25 protein-coding genes are annotated in these 21393 nt (G+C 74.4%); 8 read left to right on the top strand and 17 right to left on the bottom strand.

Annotated elements, in window-relative coordinates; translation table 11 throughout:
• Window positions 1–26: 26 nt before the first annotated feature.
• The 3 genes from ACGFIR_RS19780 to ACGFIR_RS19770 all read right to left on the bottom strand — a co-directional run bounded on the left by ACGFIR_RS19780 (window position 27) and on the right by ACGFIR_RS19770 (window position 2749).
• On the bottom strand, window positions 27–989 hold the full coding sequence (locus tag ACGFIR_RS19780; protein WP_392998849.1) for a zinc-binding dehydrogenase: 963 nt from the start codon (window positions 987–989) through the stop codon (window positions 27–29).
• 95 nt (window positions 990–1084) lie between these two features.
• Window positions 1085–2260 carry an NADP-dependent malic enzyme gene (locus ACGFIR_RS19775; protein WP_392998847.1) on the bottom strand — a complete coding sequence of 392 codons (1176 nt, stop codon included), beginning with the start codon at window positions 2258–2260 and terminating at the stop codon, window positions 1085–1087.
• 141 nt (window positions 2261–2401) lie between these two features.
• The gene (locus ACGFIR_RS19770; protein ID WP_393146341.1) at window positions 2402–2749 is read right to left on the bottom strand and encodes a S24 family peptidase; all 348 of its coding nucleotides are present in this window, start codon (window positions 2747–2749) and stop codon (window positions 2402–2404) included.
• Between the two features lie 86 nt (window positions 2750–2835).
• On the opposite strand from ACGFIR_RS19770, the gene sodN reads away from it, so the two are divergent.
• Window positions 2836–3240 carry a superoxide dismutase, Ni gene (gene sodN, locus ACGFIR_RS19765; RefSeq protein WP_357563499.1) on the top strand — a complete coding sequence of 135 codons (405 nt, stop codon included), beginning with the start codon at window positions 2836–2838 and terminating at the stop codon, window positions 3238–3240.
• A 142-nt stretch (window positions 3241–3382) separates the two neighbouring features.
• Window positions 3383–3790, top strand: a complete 408-nt coding sequence (locus ACGFIR_RS19760; protein WP_392998843.1) for an ATP-binding protein — start codon at window positions 3383–3385, stop codon at window positions 3788–3790.
• 27 nt (window positions 3791–3817) lie between these two features.
• Here ACGFIR_RS19760 and ACGFIR_RS19755 read toward each other — a convergent pair whose 3' ends face one another.
• Window positions 3818–4201, bottom strand: a complete 384-nt coding sequence (locus tag ACGFIR_RS19755) for a hypothetical protein (RefSeq protein ID WP_393146612.1) — start codon at window positions 4199–4201, stop codon at window positions 3818–3820.
• A gap of 49 nt (window positions 4202–4250) precedes the next feature.
• Here ACGFIR_RS19755 and ACGFIR_RS19750 point away from each other — a divergent pair, with 49 nt between their 5' ends.
• Together ACGFIR_RS19750 and ACGFIR_RS19745 are read left to right on the top strand one after the other, a co-directional pair.
• On the top strand, window positions 4251–5201 hold the full coding sequence (locus ACGFIR_RS19750; protein WP_392998841.1) for a diacylglycerol/lipid kinase family protein: 951 nt from the start codon (window positions 4251–4253) through the stop codon (window positions 5199–5201).
• A gap of 449 nt (window positions 5202–5650) precedes the next feature.
• Entirely contained in the window at window positions 5651–5908 is a 258-nt protein-coding gene (locus ACGFIR_RS19745; RefSeq protein WP_007072794.1) for a WhiB family transcriptional regulator, read from the top strand.
• A 146-nt stretch (window positions 5909–6054) separates the two neighbouring features.
• Here the strand turns inward: ACGFIR_RS19745 and ACGFIR_RS19740 are convergent, their stop codons facing one another.
• The 4 genes from ACGFIR_RS19740 to ACGFIR_RS19725 all read right to left on the bottom strand — a co-directional run bounded on the left by ACGFIR_RS19740 (window position 6055) and on the right by ACGFIR_RS19725 (window position 9671).
• The gene (locus tag ACGFIR_RS19740) at window positions 6055–6828 is read right to left on the bottom strand and encodes a sirohydrochlorin chelatase (RefSeq protein ID WP_393146339.1); all 774 of its coding nucleotides are present in this window, start codon (window positions 6826–6828) and stop codon (window positions 6055–6057) included.
• Window positions 6829–6938: 110 nt separating this feature from the next.
• On the bottom strand, window positions 6939–7724 hold the full coding sequence (locus ACGFIR_RS19735) for a phosphoadenylyl-sulfate reductase (protein WP_393146337.1): 786 nt from the start codon (window positions 7722–7724) through the stop codon (window positions 6939–6941).
• Window positions 7721–7879, bottom strand: coding sequence for an IS1 family transposase (locus ACGFIR_RS19730; RefSeq protein ID WP_148796392.1), 159 nt, complete (start codon window positions 7877–7879; stop codon window positions 7721–7723). Before ACGFIR_RS19730 ends, ACGFIR_RS19735 begins: the two co-directional genes overlap by 4 nt.
• Before the next feature lie 76 nt (window positions 7880–7955).
• Window positions 7956–9671, bottom strand: coding sequence for a nitrite/sulfite reductase (locus ACGFIR_RS19725; protein WP_392998835.1), 1716 nt, complete (start codon window positions 9669–9671; stop codon window positions 7956–7958).
• 345 nt (window positions 9672–10016) lie between these two features.
• On the opposite strand from ACGFIR_RS19725, the gene ACGFIR_RS19720 reads away from it, so the two are divergent.
• Both ACGFIR_RS19720 and ACGFIR_RS19715 read left to right on the top strand, forming a co-directional pair.
• The gene (locus ACGFIR_RS19720) at window positions 10017–10472 is read left to right on the top strand and encodes a hypothetical protein (RefSeq protein WP_392998833.1); all 456 of its coding nucleotides are present in this window, start codon (window positions 10017–10019) and stop codon (window positions 10470–10472) included.
• 196 nt (window positions 10473–10668) lie between these two features.
• Window positions 10669–12093: a glycosyltransferase family 39 protein gene (locus tag ACGFIR_RS19715; protein WP_393146610.1), complete on the top strand. Its 1425-nt coding sequence runs from the start codon at window positions 10669–10671 to the stop codon at window positions 12091–12093.
• 138 nt (window positions 12094–12231) lie between these two features.
• Here the strand turns inward: ACGFIR_RS19715 and ACGFIR_RS19710 are convergent, their stop codons facing one another.
• Together ACGFIR_RS19710 and ACGFIR_RS19705 are read right to left on the bottom strand one after the other, a co-directional pair.
• Window positions 12232–13818: a histidine kinase N-terminal domain-containing protein gene (locus ACGFIR_RS19710; RefSeq protein WP_393146335.1), complete on the bottom strand. Its 1587-nt coding sequence runs from the start codon at window positions 13816–13818 to the stop codon at window positions 12232–12234.
• 25 nt (window positions 13819–13843) lie between these two features.
• Complete coding sequence (locus ACGFIR_RS19705; RefSeq protein WP_393146608.1) at window positions 13844–14875, bottom strand: SIS domain-containing protein; 1032 nt, start codon at window positions 14873–14875, stop codon at window positions 13844–13846.
• A 265-nt stretch (window positions 14876–15140) separates the two neighbouring features.
• Between ACGFIR_RS19705 and ACGFIR_RS19700 the strand changes: the two genes are divergently transcribed.
• The gene (locus ACGFIR_RS19700) at window positions 15141–16892 is read left to right on the top strand and encodes a tetratricopeptide repeat protein (RefSeq protein ID WP_393146606.1); all 1752 of its coding nucleotides are present in this window, start codon (window positions 15141–15143) and stop codon (window positions 16890–16892) included.
• Here ACGFIR_RS19700 and ACGFIR_RS19695 read toward each other — a convergent pair.
• Both ACGFIR_RS19695 and ACGFIR_RS19690 read right to left on the bottom strand, forming a co-directional pair.
• Window positions 16879–17388: a GNAT family N-acetyltransferase gene (locus ACGFIR_RS19695; protein ID WP_392998831.1), complete on the bottom strand. Its 510-nt coding sequence runs from the start codon at window positions 17386–17388 to the stop codon at window positions 16879–16881. The two genes, ACGFIR_RS19700 and ACGFIR_RS19695, sit on opposite strands and share 14 nt — an antisense overlap.
• Window positions 17385–17606: a biotin/lipoyl-binding carrier protein gene (locus ACGFIR_RS19690; RefSeq protein WP_392999418.1), complete on the bottom strand. Its 222-nt coding sequence runs from the start codon at window positions 17604–17606 to the stop codon at window positions 17385–17387. Before ACGFIR_RS19690 ends, ACGFIR_RS19695 begins: the two co-directional genes overlap by 4 nt.
• Before the next feature lie 226 nt (window positions 17607–17832).
• Between ACGFIR_RS19690 and ACGFIR_RS19685 the strand changes: the two genes are divergently transcribed.
• Complete coding sequence (locus ACGFIR_RS19685) at window positions 17833–17907, top strand: 50S ribosomal protein bL37 (RefSeq protein WP_369700219.1); 75 nt, start codon at window positions 17833–17835, stop codon at window positions 17905–17907.
• Between the two features lie 102 nt (window positions 17908–18009).
• Here the strand turns inward: ACGFIR_RS19685 and rsrA are convergent, their stop codons facing one another.
• The 5 genes from rsrA to ACGFIR_RS19660 all read right to left on the bottom strand — a co-directional run bounded on the left by rsrA (window position 18010) and on the right by ACGFIR_RS19660 (window position 21340).
• On the bottom strand, window positions 18010–18297 hold the full coding sequence (gene rsrA, locus ACGFIR_RS19680) for a mycothiol system anti-sigma-R factor (RefSeq protein WP_392998829.1): 288 nt from the start codon (window positions 18295–18297) through the stop codon (window positions 18010–18012).
• A 1-nt stretch (window position 18298) separates the two neighbouring features.
• Window positions 18299–19138, bottom strand: a complete 840-nt coding sequence (locus ACGFIR_RS19675; RefSeq protein WP_392998827.1) for a sigma-70 family RNA polymerase sigma factor — start codon at window positions 19136–19138, stop codon at window positions 18299–18301.
• A gap of 205 nt (window positions 19139–19343) precedes the next feature.
• The gene (locus tag ACGFIR_RS19670; RefSeq protein ID WP_392998825.1) at window positions 19344–19958 is read right to left on the bottom strand and encodes an alpha/beta family hydrolase; all 615 of its coding nucleotides are present in this window, start codon (window positions 19956–19958) and stop codon (window positions 19344–19346) included.
• 83 nt (window positions 19959–20041) lie between these two features.
• Window positions 20042–20434, bottom strand: a complete 393-nt coding sequence (locus ACGFIR_RS19665) for a WhiB family transcriptional regulator (RefSeq protein ID WP_392998823.1) — start codon at window positions 20432–20434, stop codon at window positions 20042–20044.
• A gap of 198 nt (window positions 20435–20632) precedes the next feature.
• Window positions 20633–21340: an SOS response-associated peptidase gene (locus ACGFIR_RS19660; protein ID WP_392998821.1), complete on the bottom strand. Its 708-nt coding sequence runs from the start codon at window positions 21338–21340 to the stop codon at window positions 20633–20635.
• Between the last annotated feature and the right edge of the window lie 53 nt (window positions 21341–21393).

Here is a 21393-nt window from a genome sequence, read left to right as displayed (position 1 = left end):
GCGCCCGGAGAAGAACCGGGGCGGGGTCAGGCGGTGTGGTCGACGACGACCTTGCCGAAGACGTCGCCGGAGTGCAGGCGGGCGAAGGCGTCGGCGACCCGGCTGAACGGGACCACGGTGTCCACCACCGGGCGTACGCCGCGCTCCGCGCAGAAGGCGAGCAGGGCGGCCAGCTCGTCGGAGGTGCCCATCGAGGTGCCCAGGATCTCCAACTGCATGGCGAAGACCCGGCGCAGGTTCACCTTCGGCTCGTGCCCGGCGGTGGCGCCGGAGACCACGATCCGGGCCATCGGCGCGGCGGACTTCAGCGAGTGGTCGAAGGTGGCCGCGCCGACCGTCTCGATGACCACGTCGACCCGCTCCGGCAGCCGGGCACCGGGCTCGACGGCGGTGGCGCCCAGCTCGGCGATCCGCTCCCGCTTGGCGGCGTCGCGGCTGGTCGCGTACACCCGCTTGCCCATCGCGGCGGCGAGCGCGACGGCCGCGGTGGCCACGCCCCCGCCGGCGCCCTGCACCAGCACGGCGTCGCCCTCGTCGACCCGGCCCACCGTGGTCAGCATCCGCCACGCGGTCAGCCAGGCCGTCGGCAGGCAGGCCGCGTCGGCCGCCGCCAGGCCCGCCGGCAGGGCCAGCAGGTTCGACCGGGGTACGGCCACCCGCTCGGCCAGCGTGCCGGGGAAGTGCTCCGAGAGGATGGAGACGCCGCGCGGGTCGCCCGGGGTGGGGATAACCGGGTAGACGACGACCTCGTTGCCGTCCGGGTCCACCCCGACGGCGTCGCAGCCGAGGATCATCGGCAGCTGCTCCGCGCGCAGCCCGACCCCCCGCAGGGACCACAGGTCGTGGTGGTTGAGGGAGCTGGCCCGCACCCGCACGGTCACCCAGTCGTCGGCCGGGTGGGTCGGCTCGGGCTGCTCGCCGACGGTGAGCGCGGCGAGCGGGTTGGCGTCGTCGAAGTGGGAGGCGAAGGCGGCACGCATGATCGGCACCGTAACAAGCCGAGCCCTCGACAAGAAGGGCATCGGCGTGCGGAAGGGCTCCTTCCTGCCGGCTGGGCGGCAGGAAGGAGCCCTTCGTCACACGTTCAGCGGGTGACGCCGTCGCGGCGGGCGGCCTCGGCCACCGCCTCGGCCACCGCCGGGGCGACCCGGGGGTCGAGCGGGGACGGGACGATCGCCTCCGCGGTGAGCGACTCGGCCACCACGCCGGCGATGGCGTCGGCGGCGGCGACCTTCATCCCCTCGGTGATCCGGGTGGCGCGGGCGTCCAGCGCGCCGCGGAACACGCCCGGGAAGGCCAGCACGTTGTTGATCTGGTTGGGGTAGTCGCTGCGGCCGGTGGCGACGACCGCCACGTGCCGGGCGGCCACCTCCGGGTGCACCTCGGGGGTCGGGTTGGCCAGCGCGAAGACGATGCCGCCGGGGGCCATGCCGGCCACCGCCGCCTCCGGGATCTGCCCGCCCGAGACGCCGATCAGCACGTCCGCGCCGCGCAGCGCCTCGGTGACGTCGCCCTCGCGACCGTCGGCGTTCGTGCTCGCCGCCAGCTCGGCCTTGCTGCCGGTCAGTTCGGACCGGTGCCGGCCGATGATCCCCTTGGAGTCGCAGACCACCACCTGGTCGGGGTTCACGCCGCCGGCGATGAGCATCTTCGTCACCGCCACCCCGGCCGCGCCGGCGCCGCTGACCGTCACCCGCAGGTCGCCGAGCTTGCGGTCGAGCAGCGTGGCGGCGTTGCGCAGGGCGGCGAGCACGACGATCGCGGTGCCGTGCTGGTCGTCGTGGAAGACCGGGATGTCCAGGGCCTCGTCCAGGCGGCGCTCCACCTCGAAGCAGCGCGGGGCGCTGATGTCCTCCAGGTTGATCCCGCCGAACGAGGGGGCCAGCGCGCGCACCACGGCCACGATCTCGTCCACGTCCTGTGTGTCCAGGCAGACCGGTACCGCGTCGACGCCGGCGAACTGCTTGAACAGCACCGCCTTGCCCTCCATCACGGGCAGTGCCGCGCGCGGGCCGATGTTGCCCAGCCCGAGTACGGCCGTGCCGTCGGTGACGACGGCGACGGTGTGCGACGCCCAGGTGTAGTCGTCGGCGAGCGACGGGTCGGCGGCGATCGCCTCGCAGACCCGGGCCACACCCGGGGTGTACGCGAGGGAGAGGTCTTCGCGGCTGGTCAGCGGAACGGTCGAGGTGACGGCCATCTTGCCGCCCCGGTGCAGCCGGAAGACGGCATCGGCGGGGTCCACAGTGGACGATGACATGGTGACTCCAGGATCTGTCGAGCAGACGGAGCGGCCGGCGCGGACGCGAGGTGAGGCGCCCGGCGGCGGCACGCGGTGCGGGGGTCACCCGGGCACGTTCCCGAGCATAGTGTCGCCACCGTCACACCGATGTGAGCGGGGTCATATCCGCCGGCGCACCCACGCGGGGCGGGGCCAGTAGCGGATCACCACGCGCCCCCGCACGTCGGCGACCCCGTACGCCCGGGAATCGTCGGTGACCAGGTCGTTGTCGCCGCGCAGCCACCAGCCGCCGTCCTGGGCACGGACCGCGCGCTTGACCACGAGCAGGTCGGGGCGGCTACGGAAGACAGCAATCACGACGTCGCCGGGACGCACCGCCCCGCCGCCGGGACGCACCAGCACCGCGTCGCCGTGGCGCAGCGTGGGCGACATGGAGGGACCGGTCACCAGCACGGCGGTCAGCGGCCACCGGAGCCGGGGAGCGGCCACCGGGCGACCGGTACCCATCGGTTTCCCCTCCACCCGCCCTCCCCGGCGCCCGTCCAGGAGTAATGTCGTCTTGGATCATCGCAAACTTCCCATGGAGGATCCTGATGCGACTTCCGCGCATCCTTACGCCCCGCGTGACCGCCAGCGCCCACTGCGACCTGCCCTGCGGCGTCTACGACCCGGCCCAGGCCCGGATCGAGGCCGAGTCGGTGAAGGCGATCTGCGAGAAGTACCAGGCCAACACCGACCCCGAGTTCCGCACCCGCGCCATCCTGATCAAGGAGCAGCGCGCCGACCTGGTGAAGCACCACCTGTGGGTGCTCTGGACCGACTACTTCAAGCCGGCCCACTTCGAGAAGTACCCCAACCTGCACCAGCTGTTCAACGAGGCCACCAAGCTGGCCGGCGCCGCCGGCGCGAAGGGCGGCACGGACCCGTCCAAGGCCGACGAGCTGCTCCAGAAGATCGACGAGATCTCCAAGATCTTCTGGGAGACCAAGCAGGCGTGACCGTCACCGGTCCGCCGACGATCCGGCCGGCACGTCCCGAGGGCGTGCCGGCCGTCGTCGCCGTGGGGCCGAACGGGCACGTGGCGGTCCCCACACGTACGGACGACCGAGCGGGTAGAGTCCCCGACCGGGGGGATGAGTGGTGACTCAACTGACCGGGCAGCCGACGACCGACGACGACGTCGTGCACCTCACCGTGCCCGCGGACGGGGGCTACCTCGGGGTGCTTCGTACCGCCACCGCCGGGCTCGCGGCGCGGCTGCAGTTCGCCCTCGACGAGATCGAGGACCTGCGCATCGCCGTCGACGAGGCGTGCGCCATGCTGCTCGCCATCGCCACCCGCGACGCGGAACTCGACTGCCGCTTCGCCGTCACCGACGACGCGCTGACCGTCGAGGTGACCGTGCCGACCGTGCGCGGTGCCACGCTTCCCGCCGAGTCGTCCTTCGCCTGGAAGGTGCTCACCGCGCTGACCACGTCGGCGGGCGCGACGGCCGCCGACGGGCGGGCCACCATCTCGCTGCTCACCCGCCGCGCCTCCGGCTACTGACCGCCCGCCCCCGCGGCCGGGCAGGCGTCACCCGACGCCGAGGGCCCGGGCGCTGGGGGTGCTGACCAGCAGCGCGGTCACGCCGAGACCGAGCGCCATCAGTGGTACGCCGAGCCACGCCATTCCACCCTGGAGCATGAACCACCCGATCGGCAGCAGCATCAACTGCAGCACGATCGCCGGGGCCCGGGCCCCGGCCCTGCGGCGCGTCAGCGCGCCGCCCAGCGCCCAGAGGGCCGCCGCCGCGCCGACGGCGAACGCGGTCACCAGCAACGCCGACGTGAGGTCGGTGCTGGTGGCGGTGAGGTCGGCCCAGAGCAGCCACGCGGCGACCAGTCCCACGGCGACCGCCTCGGCCCGTAACAACCGGACCGCCCAGCGGAGGGTGGCGGGGATCGGGTCGGAGTCCATGGTCACGCGCGCCACGATACCCGTGGTGGCGCGCGGTACAGTGCCGCCCATGCGGGCCGTCCTGGTGGTCAATCCGAAGGCCACCACCACCAGCGAGCGCAGCCGGGACGTCCTGGTCCGGGCGCTGCGCAGCGAAGTCGACCTCTCCGTGCGCTACACCCGACGACGGGGGCACGCGACCGACCTGGCGCGCGAGGCGGCCGAGGAGGGCGTCGACGTCGTGGTCACGCTGGGTGGCGACGGCACGGTCAACGAGGTCGTCAACGGGTTGATGACGGCGCAGCCCCCGACCCTGCCGCACGGCGCCACGTCGGCCGAGCGGCTGCCCGCGCTGGCGACCGTGCCGGGGGGCTCGACCAACGTCTTCGCCCGGGCGTTGGGCCTACCCCGGGACTGGCCGGACGGGACCAGCATGATCCTGGAGGGCCTGCGGCTGGGCCGGTACCGGACGATCGGGCTGGGCCGGGCCGACGAGCGCTACTTCACCTTCTGCGCGGGCTTCGGCATCGACGCGGCCGTCATCCACCGGGTGGAGCAGGCCCGCCGGCGGGGTCGGGTCTCGACGCCCGCGCTCTACTTCCGCGCCACCGCGGCCCAGTACTTCCTCGGCTCCGACCGGCGCCATCCCGCGATCAGGCTGGAGCGCCCGGGCGAGTCGGCGGAGGGCGAACTGGCGACGGTCATCATCCAGAACACCGCGCCGTGGACGTACCTGGGCGACCGCGAGGTCAACCCGAACCCGGAGGCGTCCTTCGATCTGGGCCTGGACGTGCTGGCGCTGCGTCAGCTCCGGGTGGCCAGTACGACACGCACAGTGACGCAGTTCTTCTCGCGGACGCCCGATCCGCACGGCCGCCAGGTGCTGCGGCTGCACGATGTCGCCGAGTTCACCCTGCTCTCGGCGCGGCCCCAGGCGTTCCAGCTCGACGGCGACTACCTTGGCGCACGGGAGAAAGTCAGATTCACATCCGTTCCCGCCGCACTGAGAGTAATCTGCTAGGTCTCGGGTACTGCCCTAGGTCGACGCGGCCACGACGCCGGACGATGCGACGGCCGCCACACCGAGGGGCAGGTGCCGGAAATGTCAGCAATGTCGCGTGGACTGTACTATATTGATTCTCGACAGTGGTACGCCGGGTAACCAGGAAGGCACTGGAATCCGGACAAATGGGTTGTGGGCTTGCTCACCGCCCGGAGTTTTTCCGAGCGTCACCCTTGACATCCCAGGCGTTCGTGAAAGTATTCACAAGCGAACTTGAGTTACCGGGACATTGCCTGGACGCGCTCGTAAGGGTGAGCTGTTCCAGCAGGTCCGCGGGGCCACCACAGCCTGCTCACGCACTGCCGAATAGTCAAACGCGAACCGTCACCATTCGGCGCTGCGGATGCATATAGGAAAAGCAACAAAGCAATCTCTGCCACCCACCCAGAATGAGGAGTGTTGCCGCCATGGACTGGCGTCACCATGCTGTCTGCCGCGACGAGGACCCGGAGCTGTTCTTCCCGATCGGGACGTCCGGACCGGCTCTCCTGCAGGTCGAGCAGGCCAAGGCCGTCTGCCGGCGCTGCTCCGTGACCGACCAGTGCCTGCAGTGGGCGCTGGAGTCCGGTCAGGACGCCGGCGTCTGGGGCGGGATGAGCGAGGAGGAGCGGCGGGCTGTCAAGCGCCGCGGTGGCCTCCGAGTGCTGCGCGCTCACTCCGCCTGATCCAGCACACCAGCGATACGCCCCGGCCGGGTCCGCCTGGCCGGGGCGTACTGCTGTCCGTGGGCGGGAACCCCCGGGGCATCCCGCTGCCCACGGACGGGAAGCCGGGGCATCCCGCCGGACAGCCGCCGGGCGCCGCTCCGGGGTCAGGGGCGGGGTGTGAGCCCGGCCACCCGGGCGACGGCGTCCACCCGGCGCAGGACCAGGTCGGCCAACTCCGGCGCGTCGGTCAGCGGGGCGGACACCGCCACCGCCCCGGCGCCCCGCGCCGCCGCCGCGACCGCGTCGTGGAAGAGCCCCGGAGCCAGGAAGTACGAGGACACCGCCACCCGTCCGGCGCCCCGGGCCCGCAGCCGCCCCACCGCCGCCGCGACGGCCGGCGGGGCCGCCGAGGCGTACGAGACACGGGTCGGCACACCGAGACCGGCGCGCAGGGCGGCGGCCACCAGGCCCACCGACCCGCGTGCCCGCGCGTCCCTCGTGCCGGCCGCCGCCAGCACCAGCCCGTCGAACCGCCCCGGACCCGCCTCGCCCAGCCGTCGGCGCAGGCCCGCCAGCAGGGCGGCGTCCACCTCTCCGCCGGACGGGCCGAGCACGTCGGTCACCCGTACCGCGATGGTTGCCCCCGCCGCCCGGGCTGCCGCGACCGCCGCCGGTACGTCCACCCGCCGGTGGTACGCCGCGGTGAGCAGCAGCGGCACCAGCACCGCCCGGGGGTGCCCGGCGGCGGCCAGGTCCCGCAGCACGGTCGCCGGTCCCGGCTCCGTGTGGTCCAGCCAGCTCGCCAGCACCGGCGTGCCCGGGCGGGCGGCCGACACGGCCCGGGCCAGCGCAAGGGTCGCCTCGGCGGCCCTCGGGTCCCGGCTGCCGTGGGCGACCAGGACCACCGGATCCGCCTCCCCCGGCGCCCCCGACGGCACGGGAGGTACCGGGAGCGGCCCGGACGCCCCCGACGGCACGGGAGGTACCGGGAGCGGTCCGGACGGTCCGGACGCGCCCCACGGCGCCGGAAGGACCGGGAGCGGCCCGGTCAGACGTGCAGTCCGCACTCGGTCTTCTCGAACATGGCCCAGCGGCCGGCCCGGGGGTCCTCCCCCGCCTTCGTACGGCGGGTGCAGGGCCAGCAGCCGATCGAGCCGTAGCCCTGCCGGAACAGCTCGTTGACCGGCACGTTCCAGCGGGCGACGTAGGCGTCCACGTCGGCCTGCCGCCACGCCGCGATCGGGTTGACCTTGACCTTGCCCCGGCGTGCGTCGAAGGTCACCACCGGCGTGTTCGCCCTGGTCGGCGACTCGTCCCGGCGCAGCCCGGCCGCCCAGGCGTCGTAGCCGGCGAGCGCCCGCTCCAGCGGCTCCACCTTGCGCAGCTGGCAGCAGTCGTCCGGGGCCTTGTTGAACAGGCGCGGGCCGTACTGGCCGTCCTGCTGGCCCACGGTCAGCCGCGGCCGGATCGAGCGCACGTTCACCGGCAGCGTCCGGGCCACCTCGTCGCGGACGCGGAGCGTCTCCGGGAAGTGCAGCCCGGTGTCGAGGAAGACCACGTCCACCCCCGGGGCGACCCGGGAGACCAGGTGGGCCAGCACGGCGTCGGCCATCGAGCTGGTGACGCAGAACCGGTCGCCGAAGGTCTCGTCCGCCCAGCGGGCGATCTCCAGCGCGGGCGCGCCCTCCAGTTCCCGGCCGGCCTCCTCGGCCAGCGCGCGCAACTCGTCGGGGTCGCGCCGGGCCGGATCGGCCGGTGCCGCAGGGCCCGGACCCACCAGGCCCAGGCCCGCCGCCGAGACCAGGCCGGGCCGCTCGCCCGAGCCGCCGCTCACCGGGTCACCGCCCGGCCGAGCAGCCCGGTGAACTTCACCGTGAACACCCGGGCGCACGCGTGGCACTCCCAGGCGCCGTGACCGGCCTCGCTCGGCCTCAGGTCCTCCTCGCCGCAGTACGGGCAGTACAGCGGCGCGGAACGGGTCTCGCTCATCGCGTCACCTCGCTTCGCCCGGCGCCGCGACGAGGCTCCACGGCGCCGGCCCCGCTGGTTCGCTCGCTACGCTCGCTCATCGCAGTTCCTCCTCGTCGACCCTGATCACCCAGTTGGCGAACGTCTCGTCCGCCTCCCGGCCCGCCAGGTAGCGCCGGGCCAGCCGTTCCACGTACGCCGGAAGCTCGTCGGCGGTGGTCTTCAGACCGCGCAGCTTGCGGCCGAACCCGGCCGTCTGCCCCTCGGCCATGCCGAGCCCGCCGCCGAGGTGGACCTGGAAGCCCTCGACCTGGCTGCCGTCCGGGCCGACCACCAGCTGGCCCTTGAGGCCGATGTCGGCGACCTGGGTGCGGGCGCAGGCGTTGGGGCAGCCGTTGAGGTGGATGGAGATGTCGGCGTCGAAGTCGCGCAGCCGCTCCTCCAGCCGGGCCACCAGCTCCTCGCCGCGTGCCTTGGTCTCGACGATCGCCAGCTTGCAGTACTCGATGCCGGTGCAGGCCATGGTGCCGCGCCGCCAGGCCGACGGCTGCGCCTCCAAACCGATCCCCCGCAGCTCGCGCACCAGCGAGTCGGTCCGCTCCGGCGCCACGTCCAGCACCAGCAGCTTCTGGTACGGGGTGAGCCGTACCCGCCCGCTGCCGTGCGCCTCGACCACGTCGGCCAGGCGGGCGAGCTGCCCGCCGGAGACCCTGCCCACCACCGGGGCGGCGCCCACGTAGTGGCGACCGTCACGCTGCTGGTGCACCCCGATGTGGTCCACCGGCCGGTCGGGCAGCTGCGGTGCCGGGCCGTCGAGCAGGGCCCGGCCCAGGTACTCCTTCTCCAGCACCTCGCGGAACTTCTCCACGCCCCAGTCGGCGACCAGGAACTTCAGCCGGGCGCGGTGGCGCAGCCGGCGGTAGCCGTAGTCGCGGAAGATGCCGACCACGCCCGCCCAGACGTCCGGCACCTCGTCCAGCGGCACCCAGACGCCGAGCCGCTGGGCCAGCATCGGGTTCGTGGACAGGCCGCCGCCGACCCACACGTCGAAGCCCGGCCCGTGGTCCGGGTGGTCCACGCCCAGGAAGGCGATGTCGTTCGCCTCGTACGGGGTGTCGACCAGCCAGGAGATGGAGGTCTTGAACTTGCGCGGCAGGTTCGAGTACGCCTTGTCGCCCACGTACCGGCGGACGATCTCGTCGACCGCCGGCGTCGGGTCGAGCAGTTCGTCGCGGGCCACCCCGGCGACCGGGCTGCCCAGCACGACGCGGGGGCAGTCGCCGCACGCCTCGGTGGTCTGCAGGCCGACGGACTCCAGCCGACGCCAGATCTCCGGCATGTCCTCGACCCGGATCCAGTGGTACTGGATGTTCTGCCGGTCGGTGATGTCGGCGGTGTCCCGGGCGAACTCGCGGGAGATGTCCGCGACCACCCGCAGCTGCGCCAGGTTGAGCTCGCCCCCGTCCACCCGGACGCGGAGCATGAAGAACTCGTCCTCCAGCTCGTGCGGCTCCAGCACGGCGGTGCGACCGCCGTCGATGCCCGCCCGGCGCTGGGTGTAGAGGCCCCACCAGCGGAACCGGCCGCGCAGGTCCTGCGGGTCGATGGAGGCGAACCCCTGGTGGGCGTAGATGTTCTCGATCCGGGCCCGTACGTTCAGCGGGTCGTCGTCCTTCTTGATCCGCTCGTTGGGGTTGAGCGGCTCGCGGTGACCGAGCGCCCACTGGCCTTCGCCCCGGGCCCGGCGGGGGGCACGGGCCGGTCGAGGGGACGTCGGGTCCCCGGCCCGGGCCGGGATGCTGCTGACCGCCATGGCGGCGTCCTCCGTTGTCTGGGGTGCCTCTGGATACGCGAGGCGCGCGGCCGACCCGTCGGAACGGGCTGGCGACAACGGTGTCGGAACAGCCGGCGCGCGGCGCGCCCGAGACAGATTGGGTCGGGCGTCGTCAGTAGGCCGGACAGATGGCGCTGCGCACGCGGCCGTAGTCGACGTGGCGACGGGCCACGAAGCGGCGGACGACGGCGGCGCTCATGAAGGTGATGCTGCCACAACCCGACGGGGGTCAGCCACCGCGTACGTGCTCATCCCACATCACGGGCCACGGCGCCACCGCCGCCGGTGCTAAGCTCCGCCGCCACCCGAACGGAGGACGTGTCCATGACCCACCCGCCCGCCGACATGACGGACACCGGGACCGCGCCAGCGGGCGATCCGGCTCGGCGCAGCCGACGCCGCGTCGTGGTGGCCGTGGCCGCCCTGCTCGGGCTGCTCCTGGTGGGGGCCGGCGCGGTGGTGGCGTACCGGAGCCTCGCGGCGCCCGAGGACGAGGACAGCGGCGTACGCGCGTGCCGCTCCGCCGGGGTGCTGATCCGCGGCGAGCAAGGGGAGACCGTGCCCCGCGAGAAGCTGGTCGAGCTGAACGAACTCTTCGAGGCATCCTCGCACCCCCGCCTGGCCAAGGTGGGACCCTTCGCGGTCGGTTCCGTGGAACGGGTGCAGCGCCAGCGCGGCGAGACCGGTCCGGGCGCCGAGCTCTACCGGCAGTCACTGCGCGAGGCGCTGCCCCTCCTCGTGACCGCGTGCCGCGAGCACGGGATCACGGTCGAGGGCTGACGCCGCCACGCTCCGGGTCGACGGCACCTGGTCGGCGTCCCGGTGCTCGTGGCGCGCGCTCCCCGGTGCGGCCATGTGGTGGGTCAGCCGCCGATCGGCGGATCGGCGCACCGGGCCGCCGGACTGTGTGACGCTGCGGTATGTGACCGGTTCCGCTGACCTGCCCGGCGACCGCGTCCCGCCGGCGCGCGAGGCGGTGGGCGGGCCGGATCGCACGGGTCGGCTGGTCTGGATCGTGCCGACGCTGCTCACCCTGACCGTCGTGCTGGCCGGGATCGACCACGCGCAGCCCTGGCGCGACGAGTTGGCCACCTGGAGTGCGGCGAGCCGGTCGCCCGCCGACCTCGTCCGGCTCGCCGGCACCATCGACGCCGCCACCAGCCCCTACTACCTGTTCATGCACGCCTGGGTGGCCGTCTTCGGCGACTCGGTGACCGCCCTGCGGCTGCCCGCCGCCCTGGCCATGGCCGCCACCGCCGGGCTCACCACGCTCCTCGGGCAGCGGTTGTTCGACACCCGGGTCGGGCTGCTCGCCGGGCTGCTCTTCGCGGTGCTGCCGGGCACGTCGCGGTACGGACAGGAGGCCCGCCCGTACGCGCTGGCCACCCTCCTGGCGGTGCTGGCGACCCTGCTGCTGGTCGAGGCGCTGGCGCGGCCGGGGTGGACGCGCTGGGCCGGGTACGCCGCCGTCGTCGCCGCGCTCGGGCTCACCCATCTGGTCGCGCTCACCCTGCTCGCCGCGCACGCGGTGGCGGTGCTCACCACCCGCCGTACGGGACCGCCGAACCGGCAACTGCGCTGGGTGCTCGCCCTGCTGCCGAGCGCACTGCTGCTGGCCCCGCTGGTGCTGCTCGCCCGGACACAGCGTTCCCGGCAGCTCGACTGGGTGCAGGCCGTACGCCCCGACGACCTCGCCGCGCTCGCCGGCGGGGTGGCGCAGAGCGGCGTGGTCGGCGGGGTGCTGGTGGGCCTCGCGGCGCTCGGGGCGGCGCGGCTGGGCCGGCGCGCCCTGCTGCCCGGGCTCGCCGTGCTGCTGCCCGTGCTGCTGCTCTTCGCCGCAGGGCTGGCCGTACCGCTCTGGGTGCCCCGCTACCTCGTCTTCGTGGTGCCGTTCGCGTGCCTGCTGGCCGGCGCGGCGCTGACGGCGGTGCCGCTGCCGCCCGCGCTGGCCGTCGTCGCCTTGGCCGGGCTGCTCGGGCTGCCCGACCAGGCGGCGCTGCGGCGCACCCACGAGTGGCCGCGCAACGCGACGGTGGACTACCGGGGCGCGGCCCGGATCGTCGCCGACGGTCAGCGGCCGGGCGACGCCGTCGTCTACTCCCCCCGCGAGAGCTGGCTCTTCCTCGACGTGGGTCTCGCGTACCACCTGGGCGAGCGTCGACCCCGGGACGTGCTGGTGGTCGAGGACCAGGCCCACCGGGGTGACCTGTGGGCCACCGAGTGCGCCCGCCCGGGCGAGTGTCTGGCCGGCGTGGACCGGGTCTGGCTGGTGGTGTCCGGCCGCCGCGACGATCCGCTGGCCGCCGTCGCCGGCGCCAAGGGCGACGCGCTACGCGACGGGTTCACCGTCGAACGGATCTGGCCGCGCCCGGGGCTGACCGTCGCCCTACTGACCCGCTGACCTGCCGGCCCCGCAGGCACCTCCCGGCCGGCCCGCCGGCGCCCCCGTCCGGCCCGCTGGCCGCTCCCGGCCGCACCGCCGCTCCCGCCCGGCCCGCCGGCACCGCCCGGCCCGCCGGCACCGCCCGGCCCGCCGGGGTCAGCCAGCGGAACGGCCGTCGGGGGCACTGCGGGCCAGCGGAACGACGAGCGTCGCCTCCGTGCCGCCCTTCGCGCCGTCGCGCAGCTCGATGGTGCCGCGCAGCTCGCCGGTGATCAGCGCCCGGACGATCTGCAGGCCGAGGTTGCCGCCCCGCTCGGCGTCGAAGTCGGGTGGCAGCCCGCGCCCGTTGTCGGTGACCGAGACGTGCAGCATCTTGCGGAACCGGTGCGCCGACACCACCACCTCCGCGGCAACCGGCCCGGCCGCCGCCGGGGCAGGCGTGGCGGGCGTCGCGGAACCGGCCTCGGCGGTGGCCGTCTCGGCGTCCGACGGGAAGCCGTGCTCGACGGCGTTGAGCAGCAGCTCGTTGAGCACCATCACCAGCGACGTGGCCACCTCGGCGGGCAGTACGCCGAAGCTGCCCTCGCGCCGCATGCCGACCGTCGCCTCGGTGGCGGCCACCTCCGTCGCGGCGCTGGCCACCCGGTCGACGATGCCGTCGAACTCGACCGCCTCGTCGCTGGACATGGAGAGGGTCTCGTGCACCAGCGCGATGGAGGCGACCCGGCGTACCGACTCCTCCAGGGCGACCCGGGCCTCCGGCATGGAGACCCGGCGGGCCTGGAGCCGCAGCAGGGCGGCGACGGTCTGGAGGTTGTTCTTCACCCGGTGGTGGATCTCGCGGATGGTGGCGTCCTTGGTGATCAGGGCGCGGTCGCGGCGGCGTACCTCGGTGATGTCGCGGACCAGCACCAGCGCGCCGATCGGCACCCCGGCGGGCATCAGCGGCAGGGCCCGGGTGAGCATCGTCGCGCCCCGCGCGTCGATCTCCCGGCGGGGCGGCGCCTCGCCGCGCAGCGCGGCGAGGATCCCGTTCGCCGCGTCGGTGCCCTCCAGCGGGTCGCTGGCCAGCCTGCGGTGCAGCGCCGCCAGGTCCTCGCCCACGAGGTGGGAGGCGTAGCCCAGCCGCCGGTACGCCGACTGCGCGTTCGGGCTGGCGTAGGTGACCTTGCCGCCGGCGTCGAGCCGGACCAGCCCGTCGCCGACGCGCGGGGCCGACGTGGTCTCCCCGGGATGGCGCGGCGGCGGGAAGGTCCCGTCGGCGATCATCTGGGCCAGGTCGTCGGCGGTGGTGAGGTAGTTCAGCTCCAGCTGGCTCGGGGTGCGGGCGGTGGAGAGGTTGGTGTCGCGCCCCACCACGGCGATCACCTCGCCGGCCTCCCCGTCGGTGGTACGCAGCCGGACCGGTATCGCCTCGTGCCGGGCCGGCACGTCGCCGTACCAGACCGGGTCGCCCTCCCGCCAGATCCGGCCCTGCCGGTGGGCGACCTCCAGGTGCGCCACCTCGGGCCCGCCGACGATCCGCCCCACCTGGTCGTCCAGGTACGCGGTGGGTGCGGTCGTCGGCCGGACCTGGGCGACGCAGAGGAAGGAGCCGTCACCGTCCACGGGCACCCAGAGCAGCAGGTCGGCGAAGGACAGATCGGACAGCAACTGCCAGTCGCCGGCGATCCGGTGCAGGTGGTCGATGTCGGCCGGACGGAGGCGGGTGTGCTCCTCGGCGAGGTCGCGCAGCGTGGACACGCTGACCAGCGTGCCACGACCGGCGTCACATCGTCGCGGTGACCTTCTTCAGCCCGCGCGGCGCGTCCGGGTCCTCGCCCCGGGCGAGTGCCAGCGCCAGCGCCAGGCGCTGCAACGGCAGGATGTCCAGCAGCGGCGCGTACCGCTCGTCGACCTCCGGGACCGCCATCCGGGTGGCGCCCTCGACGTCGGCGGAGCCGACCACCACCACGTCGGCGCGGCGCTCGCCGAGGCGGGGCAGCACCTCCCCCATCGACCGGCCGCCCGGCCCGGAGCCGACCACGGCGAGCACGGGCACGTCCGGGTCGGTCATGGCGAGGGGGCCGTGCAGCAGGTCGGCGCCGGAGAACGCGAGCGCCGGCAGGTAGGAGGTCTCCATCAGCTTCAGCGCGGCCTCGCGGGCGGTCGGGTACGCGTACCCGCGGCCGGTGGTGACGAGCTGGCCGGCGAACCGGTAGCGGGGCGCGAGCTGGGCCGGGGTGGGGTCCTCCAGCGTGCGGGCGGCCAGCTCGGGCAGGGCGGCGAGCGCCTCGCGCTCGTCGGCGGGCAGCGCGCCGTCACCGGCCCGGACGCCCTCGACGAGCATCAGCAGGGCGAGCAGCTCGGCGGTGTAGGTCTTGGTGGCGGCCACCGCGCGCTCGTGCCCGGCGGCGATGTCGACGCTGAGCTCGGCGACGTCGGCCAGCCGGGAGTCGGGCGCGTTGGTGACCGCGAGGGTCAGCGCGCCGGAGTCGCGGGCGGTGCGCAGCACCTCGGCGAGGTCGGGCGAGCCGCCGCTCTGGCTGACGCCGACGACCAGCGCGTCGGAGAGGTCCGGCGTGGCGCCGTAGAGGGTCACGACGCTGGGCGAGGCGAGGCCGGCGGGCAGGCCGAGCCGGATCTCGGTCAGGTACGCCCCGTAGAGGGCGGCGTGGTCGGAGGTGCCCCGGGCGGTGAAGACCACGTGTCGGGGGCGGCGCTCGGCGATGACCGCCGCCACCCGGGCGATCGCCCCGGCGTGCTCGGCGGAGAGCAGTCGCTCGTAGCCCGCCGGCTGCTCGTCGATGTCGGCGGCCATGCCAGCCCCTGCACGCGTCACGGAAACTCCTCCCACTGCGCGATTGCCGCGCGTTTCCTGCTCAGTCTTGCACCTTTGATCTGGAACGAGCAATCGAACGAGCAGTAGTGCGCAGATGATCACCATCTCGGTTCGGCATCACCTAGGCTTGCCCGACCCCGCTCCACCTACGCTTGCCCGATTCCACGACGAGCGAGAGGACCACGTGCCCGAGGACGACCGGTCGCCGACCGCGGCGGAGGAACTCGCCCTGGCCCGCCTCGCCATGGACGACGGCGACCTGGCACACGCGGCGAGCCACGTCGCCGCCGCGCTGGCCCAGGCCCCGACACTGCCCGAGGTGCACGAGACGCTCGCCCGCCTGGCCGCCGCCGACGGCACGGGCGGCGTCGACCTCTTCCCGCTCCAGGGCCACGCCTTCGTCGGTGCCGTGGTGGCCCGCGCCCACCTGCTCGCCGCCGCCGGCCGGCCGGCGGAAGGGCTGGACCTGCTGGTCGCGGCCACCGGTCACGCGCCCGCGACGGACTGGGCCGGCGTCCCGTGGGTGACCACCCCGGACCTCGCCGAACGCCTCGAACCCGACCGGACCGCCCGGATCCTGATGCAGGTCTGCGCCGCCGTGGCCGACCCGGTGCCCCGGGCCGGCCGGGCCGCCCTGGCCCCCTACCTGGCGCTGGCCCGCAACGCCGTCACCGTCCACCCCGAACACGCCCTGCTGCTTGGCGCGGCGTCCGCGCTGGCCAGGCGGGTCGGGCAGGCAGACCTGGCGATCCGCTGGGCTGCCCGGGGCGTACGCGCGGAGCCGTCGAAGATCGGCGAGGTGTGGCTCGGGTACGCGTACCGCAGCGCCGGGCGTACCCGCGAAGCGCTGGCGGCACTCGGCCGGGCCGTGGCGCACGACCCCGACGACCTCACCGTCTACGCCGACATCGCCGGCACCCTCGCCGACAACGGGCGGCTCGACGAGGCGCTCGACTGGATAGACCGCGCCCTGGCCCGGGACCCCTCCTTCGAGTGCGCCGTGCACACCGCGCACCGGCTACGGCACCAGCGTGACGGCGACGTGGCGCACCTCGTCGCGCTCGCCGACTTCGTCCGCGACCACCCCGACGACACGCACGAGCACGGCGACCTGGCCGAGAGCTGCCGGGGCCGCCCCTGGCTCGGCCAGCTCACCCCGGCGACCGGGCCGCTGGTGGACGCGCTGCGTCAGGCAGTCACCGACGAGCGAGCCGGCCTCGGCGTCGTACGGCTGGGCTCACCCGCGCCGCCCAGCGCGCTGCGTACCGCCGCGACGGCCGCGCCCGGGTTGCGCGTCGAGGTGGCGGGCGTACCCGATCCGGACCCGCGCGAGCCCCGACGGCCCACCGCCCTGCGGCTCTGGCACCACGACGGGCCGACGATCGTGCCCGCCGTGCCGGCGCCCTCGCCGGAGGCGGCCGCGCGGCTGCGGCAGCTCGCCCACCCGGCGTGGCCGCACCCGCCGGCGGTGTACGACGCGGCGGTGGGCCTGGCCACCCTGGAGCTGGCCGACCTGCTCGGCCTGCTGGCGCACCCGCCGGAGGCGCCGCCCACGGCGCTGGGCCGGGTACTCGGGCAGGACCCGTCGCTCTGGGTGCGCTGCGTGCAGGTGTGGGCGTGCCTCGGCCTGCTGCACCACCGCACCGACGAGCCGTGGGCGGAGTCGACCCGGCGCCGGGTGCTGCTGGACCTGGTCTGGGGTGTCGAGGACTGGGTCACCGAGGCGGCCCTGTTCGCCCTGGTCACCGCCGCCTGGGTCGATCCGGACGTACGCCCCGAGGTGGCCCGGGTGGTGACCGGAGTGCTGTCCGACGCGGCGGCGGTCGCCCGGACCCGCCCGGTGCCGATCGCGCCCTCCCTGGCGCACCTGGCCCTGGCCAGCCCGGCCCTGGATCCGCAGACGGCGGCCCTGGCCGCCGCGCTGACGGCCACCCGCCCGGCGCCCCGGCAGCGTTCCCCCCTGAGCCGCCTCTGGCGCCGCCTCACCCGCCGGTGAGCGCCAACCGGAGAGCGAGCAGTTCCACCCCGGCCAGGGGCGCCCAGTCCAGCTCGGGCACCCGGACGAAGCCGCGGCGCAGGTAGAGCCGCTGGGCGGGGGCGGCGAAGCCGCGGCGTACGCAGATGACCACGGCGGAGCAGCCCAGCTCGGTCGCCCGCGACACGCAGGCCTCGACCAGCGCCGCACCGACGCCCCGCCCCTGCGCGGCCGGGTCCACCGCCAGCATCCGGAACTCCGCCTCGCCCGCCCGGGACAGCTCGGCGTAGCGGGTGCCGGGCAGGACGAAGGTCACCGAGCCGAGCAGCTCACCCGTGGCGTCGTCGGTGGCCACGAGCACCTCGCCGTCCTGTGCCCGGGACGCCACGTCGGCGAGCACGTCGGCGTAGCCGTGCTCGCCCTTCAACTGGCCGTCCGCCTCGTACGCGGCCACCGTCAGCCGGGCCACCGCCGCGAAGTCGTCCGGCCCGGCCCGCCGGACCGAGAGGCCGGTCAATCGATCACCGCGATCAGGTCACCGTCCTGCACGACGTCGCCCTCGTTGACCGCGAGCTGCTTGACGACACCGTCGGCCTCGGCGACCACGGGGATCTCCATCTTCATCGACTCCAGGATCACCAGCGTGTCCCCCTCCGACACGGTGTCCCCGGCCGACGCGACGACCTTCCAGACGTTCGCCACCATCTCGGCGCGGATCTCCTCGGCCATCTTCAGGGCCCTCCCTCTCGCGATTGCCTGCCGACGTATCCAATCATGCGGGCGACCGCCGACGGGCGTGGAGCGACCGGGGTCGGTGGATGACCGGATATGGGCCCGGCGGACGACGGCGGGTGCCGGCCGCACTAGCATCAGCGGGTCGGACCCCGCGCCGGGAGGACCGGTGCGTGCACCGGCGCCGAGCTCGTGCGCAGGCGGATCCGACCATCACGAGGAGGTCACCATGGCGAAGAAGGCCCGCAAGAAGAAGGCCCGCAAGAAGAGCGGCGCGAACCACGGCAAGCGCCCCAACTCCTGACCGGCGGCCGGGCCCACCGCCCGGCCTCACGTCAGCGCAGACGCCGGTGGTCCGGGTCGTCACGACCCGGACCACCGGCGTTGCTGTCTGCCCCGGCCGACCTCAGTCGGCCAGTTCCTTCGACTCGGTGCTCTCGAAGACGACCAGTTCGGTGAGGCGCAGCCGCAGCCGCTCCCGCAACTGGTCGGGTGCGGTCTCGTTGCCGCAGCAGCGGGCCACCAGCGCCCGCACCTCCTGCTCGATGCCGTACTCGCGCAGGCACGGCCCGCACTCGTCGAGGTGGTGCCGGATCAGCGCGCGCCGCTCCTCGGCACACTCCAGATCCAGGTAGAGGTAGACCTCCGCGATGACCTCTCGGCAGTCCGTCTCGTGCGGATCCCCACAGCTCATGTCAGACCTCCCGGCCGGCGGAAGCGGTCGAGCCCTTCTTCGACGCCGCGGCGCTGAAGCCCCGCTCGGCGGCGTACTGCTCGAGCAGCTTGCGCAGATTACGTCGGCCCCGGTGCAGGCGCGACATGACCGTGCCGATCGGCGTGCCCATGATGTCGGCGACCTCCTTGTAGGAGAAGCCCTCGACGTCGGTCAGATAGACGGCCAGCCGGAACTCCTCCGGCAACTGCTGGAGGGCCTCCTTGACGTCGCTGTCCGGCAGCCGGTCCAGCGCCTCGGTCTCGGCTGACCGCAGCCCGCTGGAGGTGTGCGACTCGGCCTCGGCGAGCTGCCAGTCGGTGATCTCCTCGGTCGGTGCCTGGATGGGCTGGCGCTGCCGCTTGCGGTAGGAGTTGATGTAGGTGTTGGTGAGGATCCGGTAGAGCCACGCCTTGAGGTTCGTGCCCTGCTCGAACTGGTGGAAGGCGGCGTACGCCTTCAGGTACGTCTCCTGGACCAGGTCCTCGGCATCCGCCGGGTTGCGGGTCATCCGCAGCCCGGCAGCGTAGAGCTGATCGACGAAGGGCATCGCGTCCCGCTCGAAGCGGGCCCTGCGCTCGTCCGTCTTCTCGGTGGTCAACCGCACATCCCCTCGCGTCGGATGCTTTCCCGCCGAGGATACGCGTACGGGCGTGCCCGCAGATTCACTTCCGGCGGGTGTGCTGGTGCTCACCGTGGGCGTGCCCTTCGCGGCCGGGCCGACCGGCGGCACCACCGCGGGCCAGTCCGGGCCGCCCAGCAGCCGTCGCAGCTGCCGCGTCTCCCGCTCGTCCCGTTCCCGGACCCGCGTCTCCGTCGGCACCCGTCTCCCCCCTCGCCAGAAATGTCGTCCGGGGGGTGCAACGCCCCCGACGGGGCAGGGCATTCCGCCGGCCTCCCGTTCCCGGCCCCGGCGCCGACGGAGGCCGCCGCTGGGACCAGGAAGGGCCTGGGAGGACCGGCGTCGCCACCCGAACGGGCGGCCGGCGCCATCCGATGCAACGACCCGCCGCCGCGAGCGGAAACGCTCAGCCGCGCGTCCAGCCCTCCGCGCGCAGCCAGTCGCGCACGACCGCGGCCGTGCCGGCCGGGTCGCCCCGCAGGTCGTGCCGCTCCCCCGGGCGGGTCACCACGTGCACGCCCGGCCCCGGCCCGGGCACCCCGAACGGGTCGCGGTCGCCGTTGACCACGAGGGTCGGCAGGCCCGTCGTCAACTCCGCCGCCCGCGACCGCTCCGGTCGGCCGGGCGGGTGCAGCGGGAACGCGAGCGCGACGATGCCGGCGGCGCCCACCGCCCGCGCGGTGCGGCAGGCCACCCGCGCGCCGCTGGAGCGTCCGCCCACCAGCAGGGGTACGCCGGGATGCCGTTGCCGCAGCACGGCGAGCACCGCGCTCCACGCCTCGTCGAGGTGCCCCGCCGGGGCCGGCGCGCGCCGGCCGGCGACGCGGTACGGCTGGGTCACCCGGGCAACCACCAGACCGGCGTCGACCGCCGCGTCCCGGAGCGCACGCAGGTCGGGCACGTCGACGTCACCGCCCGCGCCGTGGCCGAGCACCAGCAGGGCGCTCGGCGCGCCCGCCGGCGGGTCGGTGTCGACCCGGGCGGGCCCGCGCGGGGTGGAGATCTCGTCGTCCTGCGGCATCGGCCCATTCTGCGGGGGCCCCGGCACGACGGGCAGCCGGCCCGCCGAGGTGGCGGGCCGGCTGCGACCGTGTCAGCCGACGGTCAGCTCAGCGGCACCAGGGTGAGCAACCGGTCCCGGACCGGCGGGCCCGCCTCGCCGGCGGCGTCGGGATCCGGTTGCACCTCGTCGCGCCAGGCCACCAGCATCGCCCGCCGTTCGCGCGGGGTGGTGCCGCCCCAGACGCCGTGACAGTCACCCACCTCCAGCGCCCAGGCCAGGCAGGAGCCCTGCACGTCACAGCTCCGGCAGAGCGCGACGGCGGCGTCGGCTGGTTCGTTCGGCGCCGGAAAGAACGTTTCCGGGTCGATGTTGCGGCAGGTTCCTCTGGTCCGCCACGCCTCGTCCTGTCGCCGCTCCCGCAACGCACGCAACAGCCGCGGATCTCGTCGTGCGGCGGCCACCTCGTGCGGGCGGGGCATACGTGCCCGTGTCATCCACCCACCTCCCCCGTGGGACCGGCAAGATTTCGGTGCGCGTCGTCCGCCCCGTGCGAATCGACTCCCAACTACCGGCGCTGTGTTCTATCGCACTTACGGACATCGGGACAAGACTTCCCGGTGAATATGGGGGAACGACAGGGCGACCTTTCGGCCGCAACTCTGGCAAATCACACCCGACAATGTGTCGGACTGTCAGAAGAGCGTCATTTCCTCCGGCGTGGCGGTCCCCGCCAACGGCACCCGCTCGGTCAACTGCGGCCCGTCGTTGCGTACGTCACCCACCGCCGTGCCCACCGGCCGGATCTCCAGCGCCGCCAGCCAGTCGGGCGGAGGGGGCGCGAGCAGGGACTCCGGCTCGTCCGACGCCAGCCACGCCCCCCAGCGCTCCCGGGTCAGCAGCAGCGGCATCCGGTCGTGCACCTCGGCCAGCTCGCCGAGCGCGGCAGTGGTGAGCACGCTGAAGGTGAGCAGCGGACCGCCGGAGCCCTCCCAGACCGACCAGATGCCGGCGAACGCGAGCACCGAGCCGTCCGCCGGGGTCATGTAGTAGGGCTGCTTGCGCCCGTCCGCCGTGCGGACCCACTCGTACCAGCCGTCGGCCGGGACGACGCAGCGGCGACGGGCGAAGGCCCCGGCGTACGCGCGGCTGGTGGCGACCGTCTCGGCGCGGGCGTTGATCATGCGGGCGGCCCCGGCGGGCGACCGGGACCAGGACGGGACCAGCCCCCAACGGCCGACCGAGAGCGCGCGGTGCCCCTCGGGACTGATCCGCACCAGCGGCACGGGGTCGGTGGGCGCGACGTTGTGGTCGGGGCCGACGCGACCGCCGGTCTCGTCCTGGGACTCGAACAGCGCGCTCAGGTCGCCCGCGCTCCGGGTCGTCGCGTACCTCCCGCACATGCCGCACACGCTAACCTGCCGCGCGCCCAGCGGCTGTCCCGCTGACCGGGAGT

This window comes from Micromonospora sp. NPDC049051, from assembly GCF_043197575.1.
Classification (GTDB): domain Bacteria; phylum Actinomycetota; class Actinomycetes; order Mycobacteriales; family Micromonosporaceae; genus Micromonospora.
Note: the sequence above shows the minus strand (reverse complement) of the source record. Positions and strands in the feature narration are given on the sequence as shown.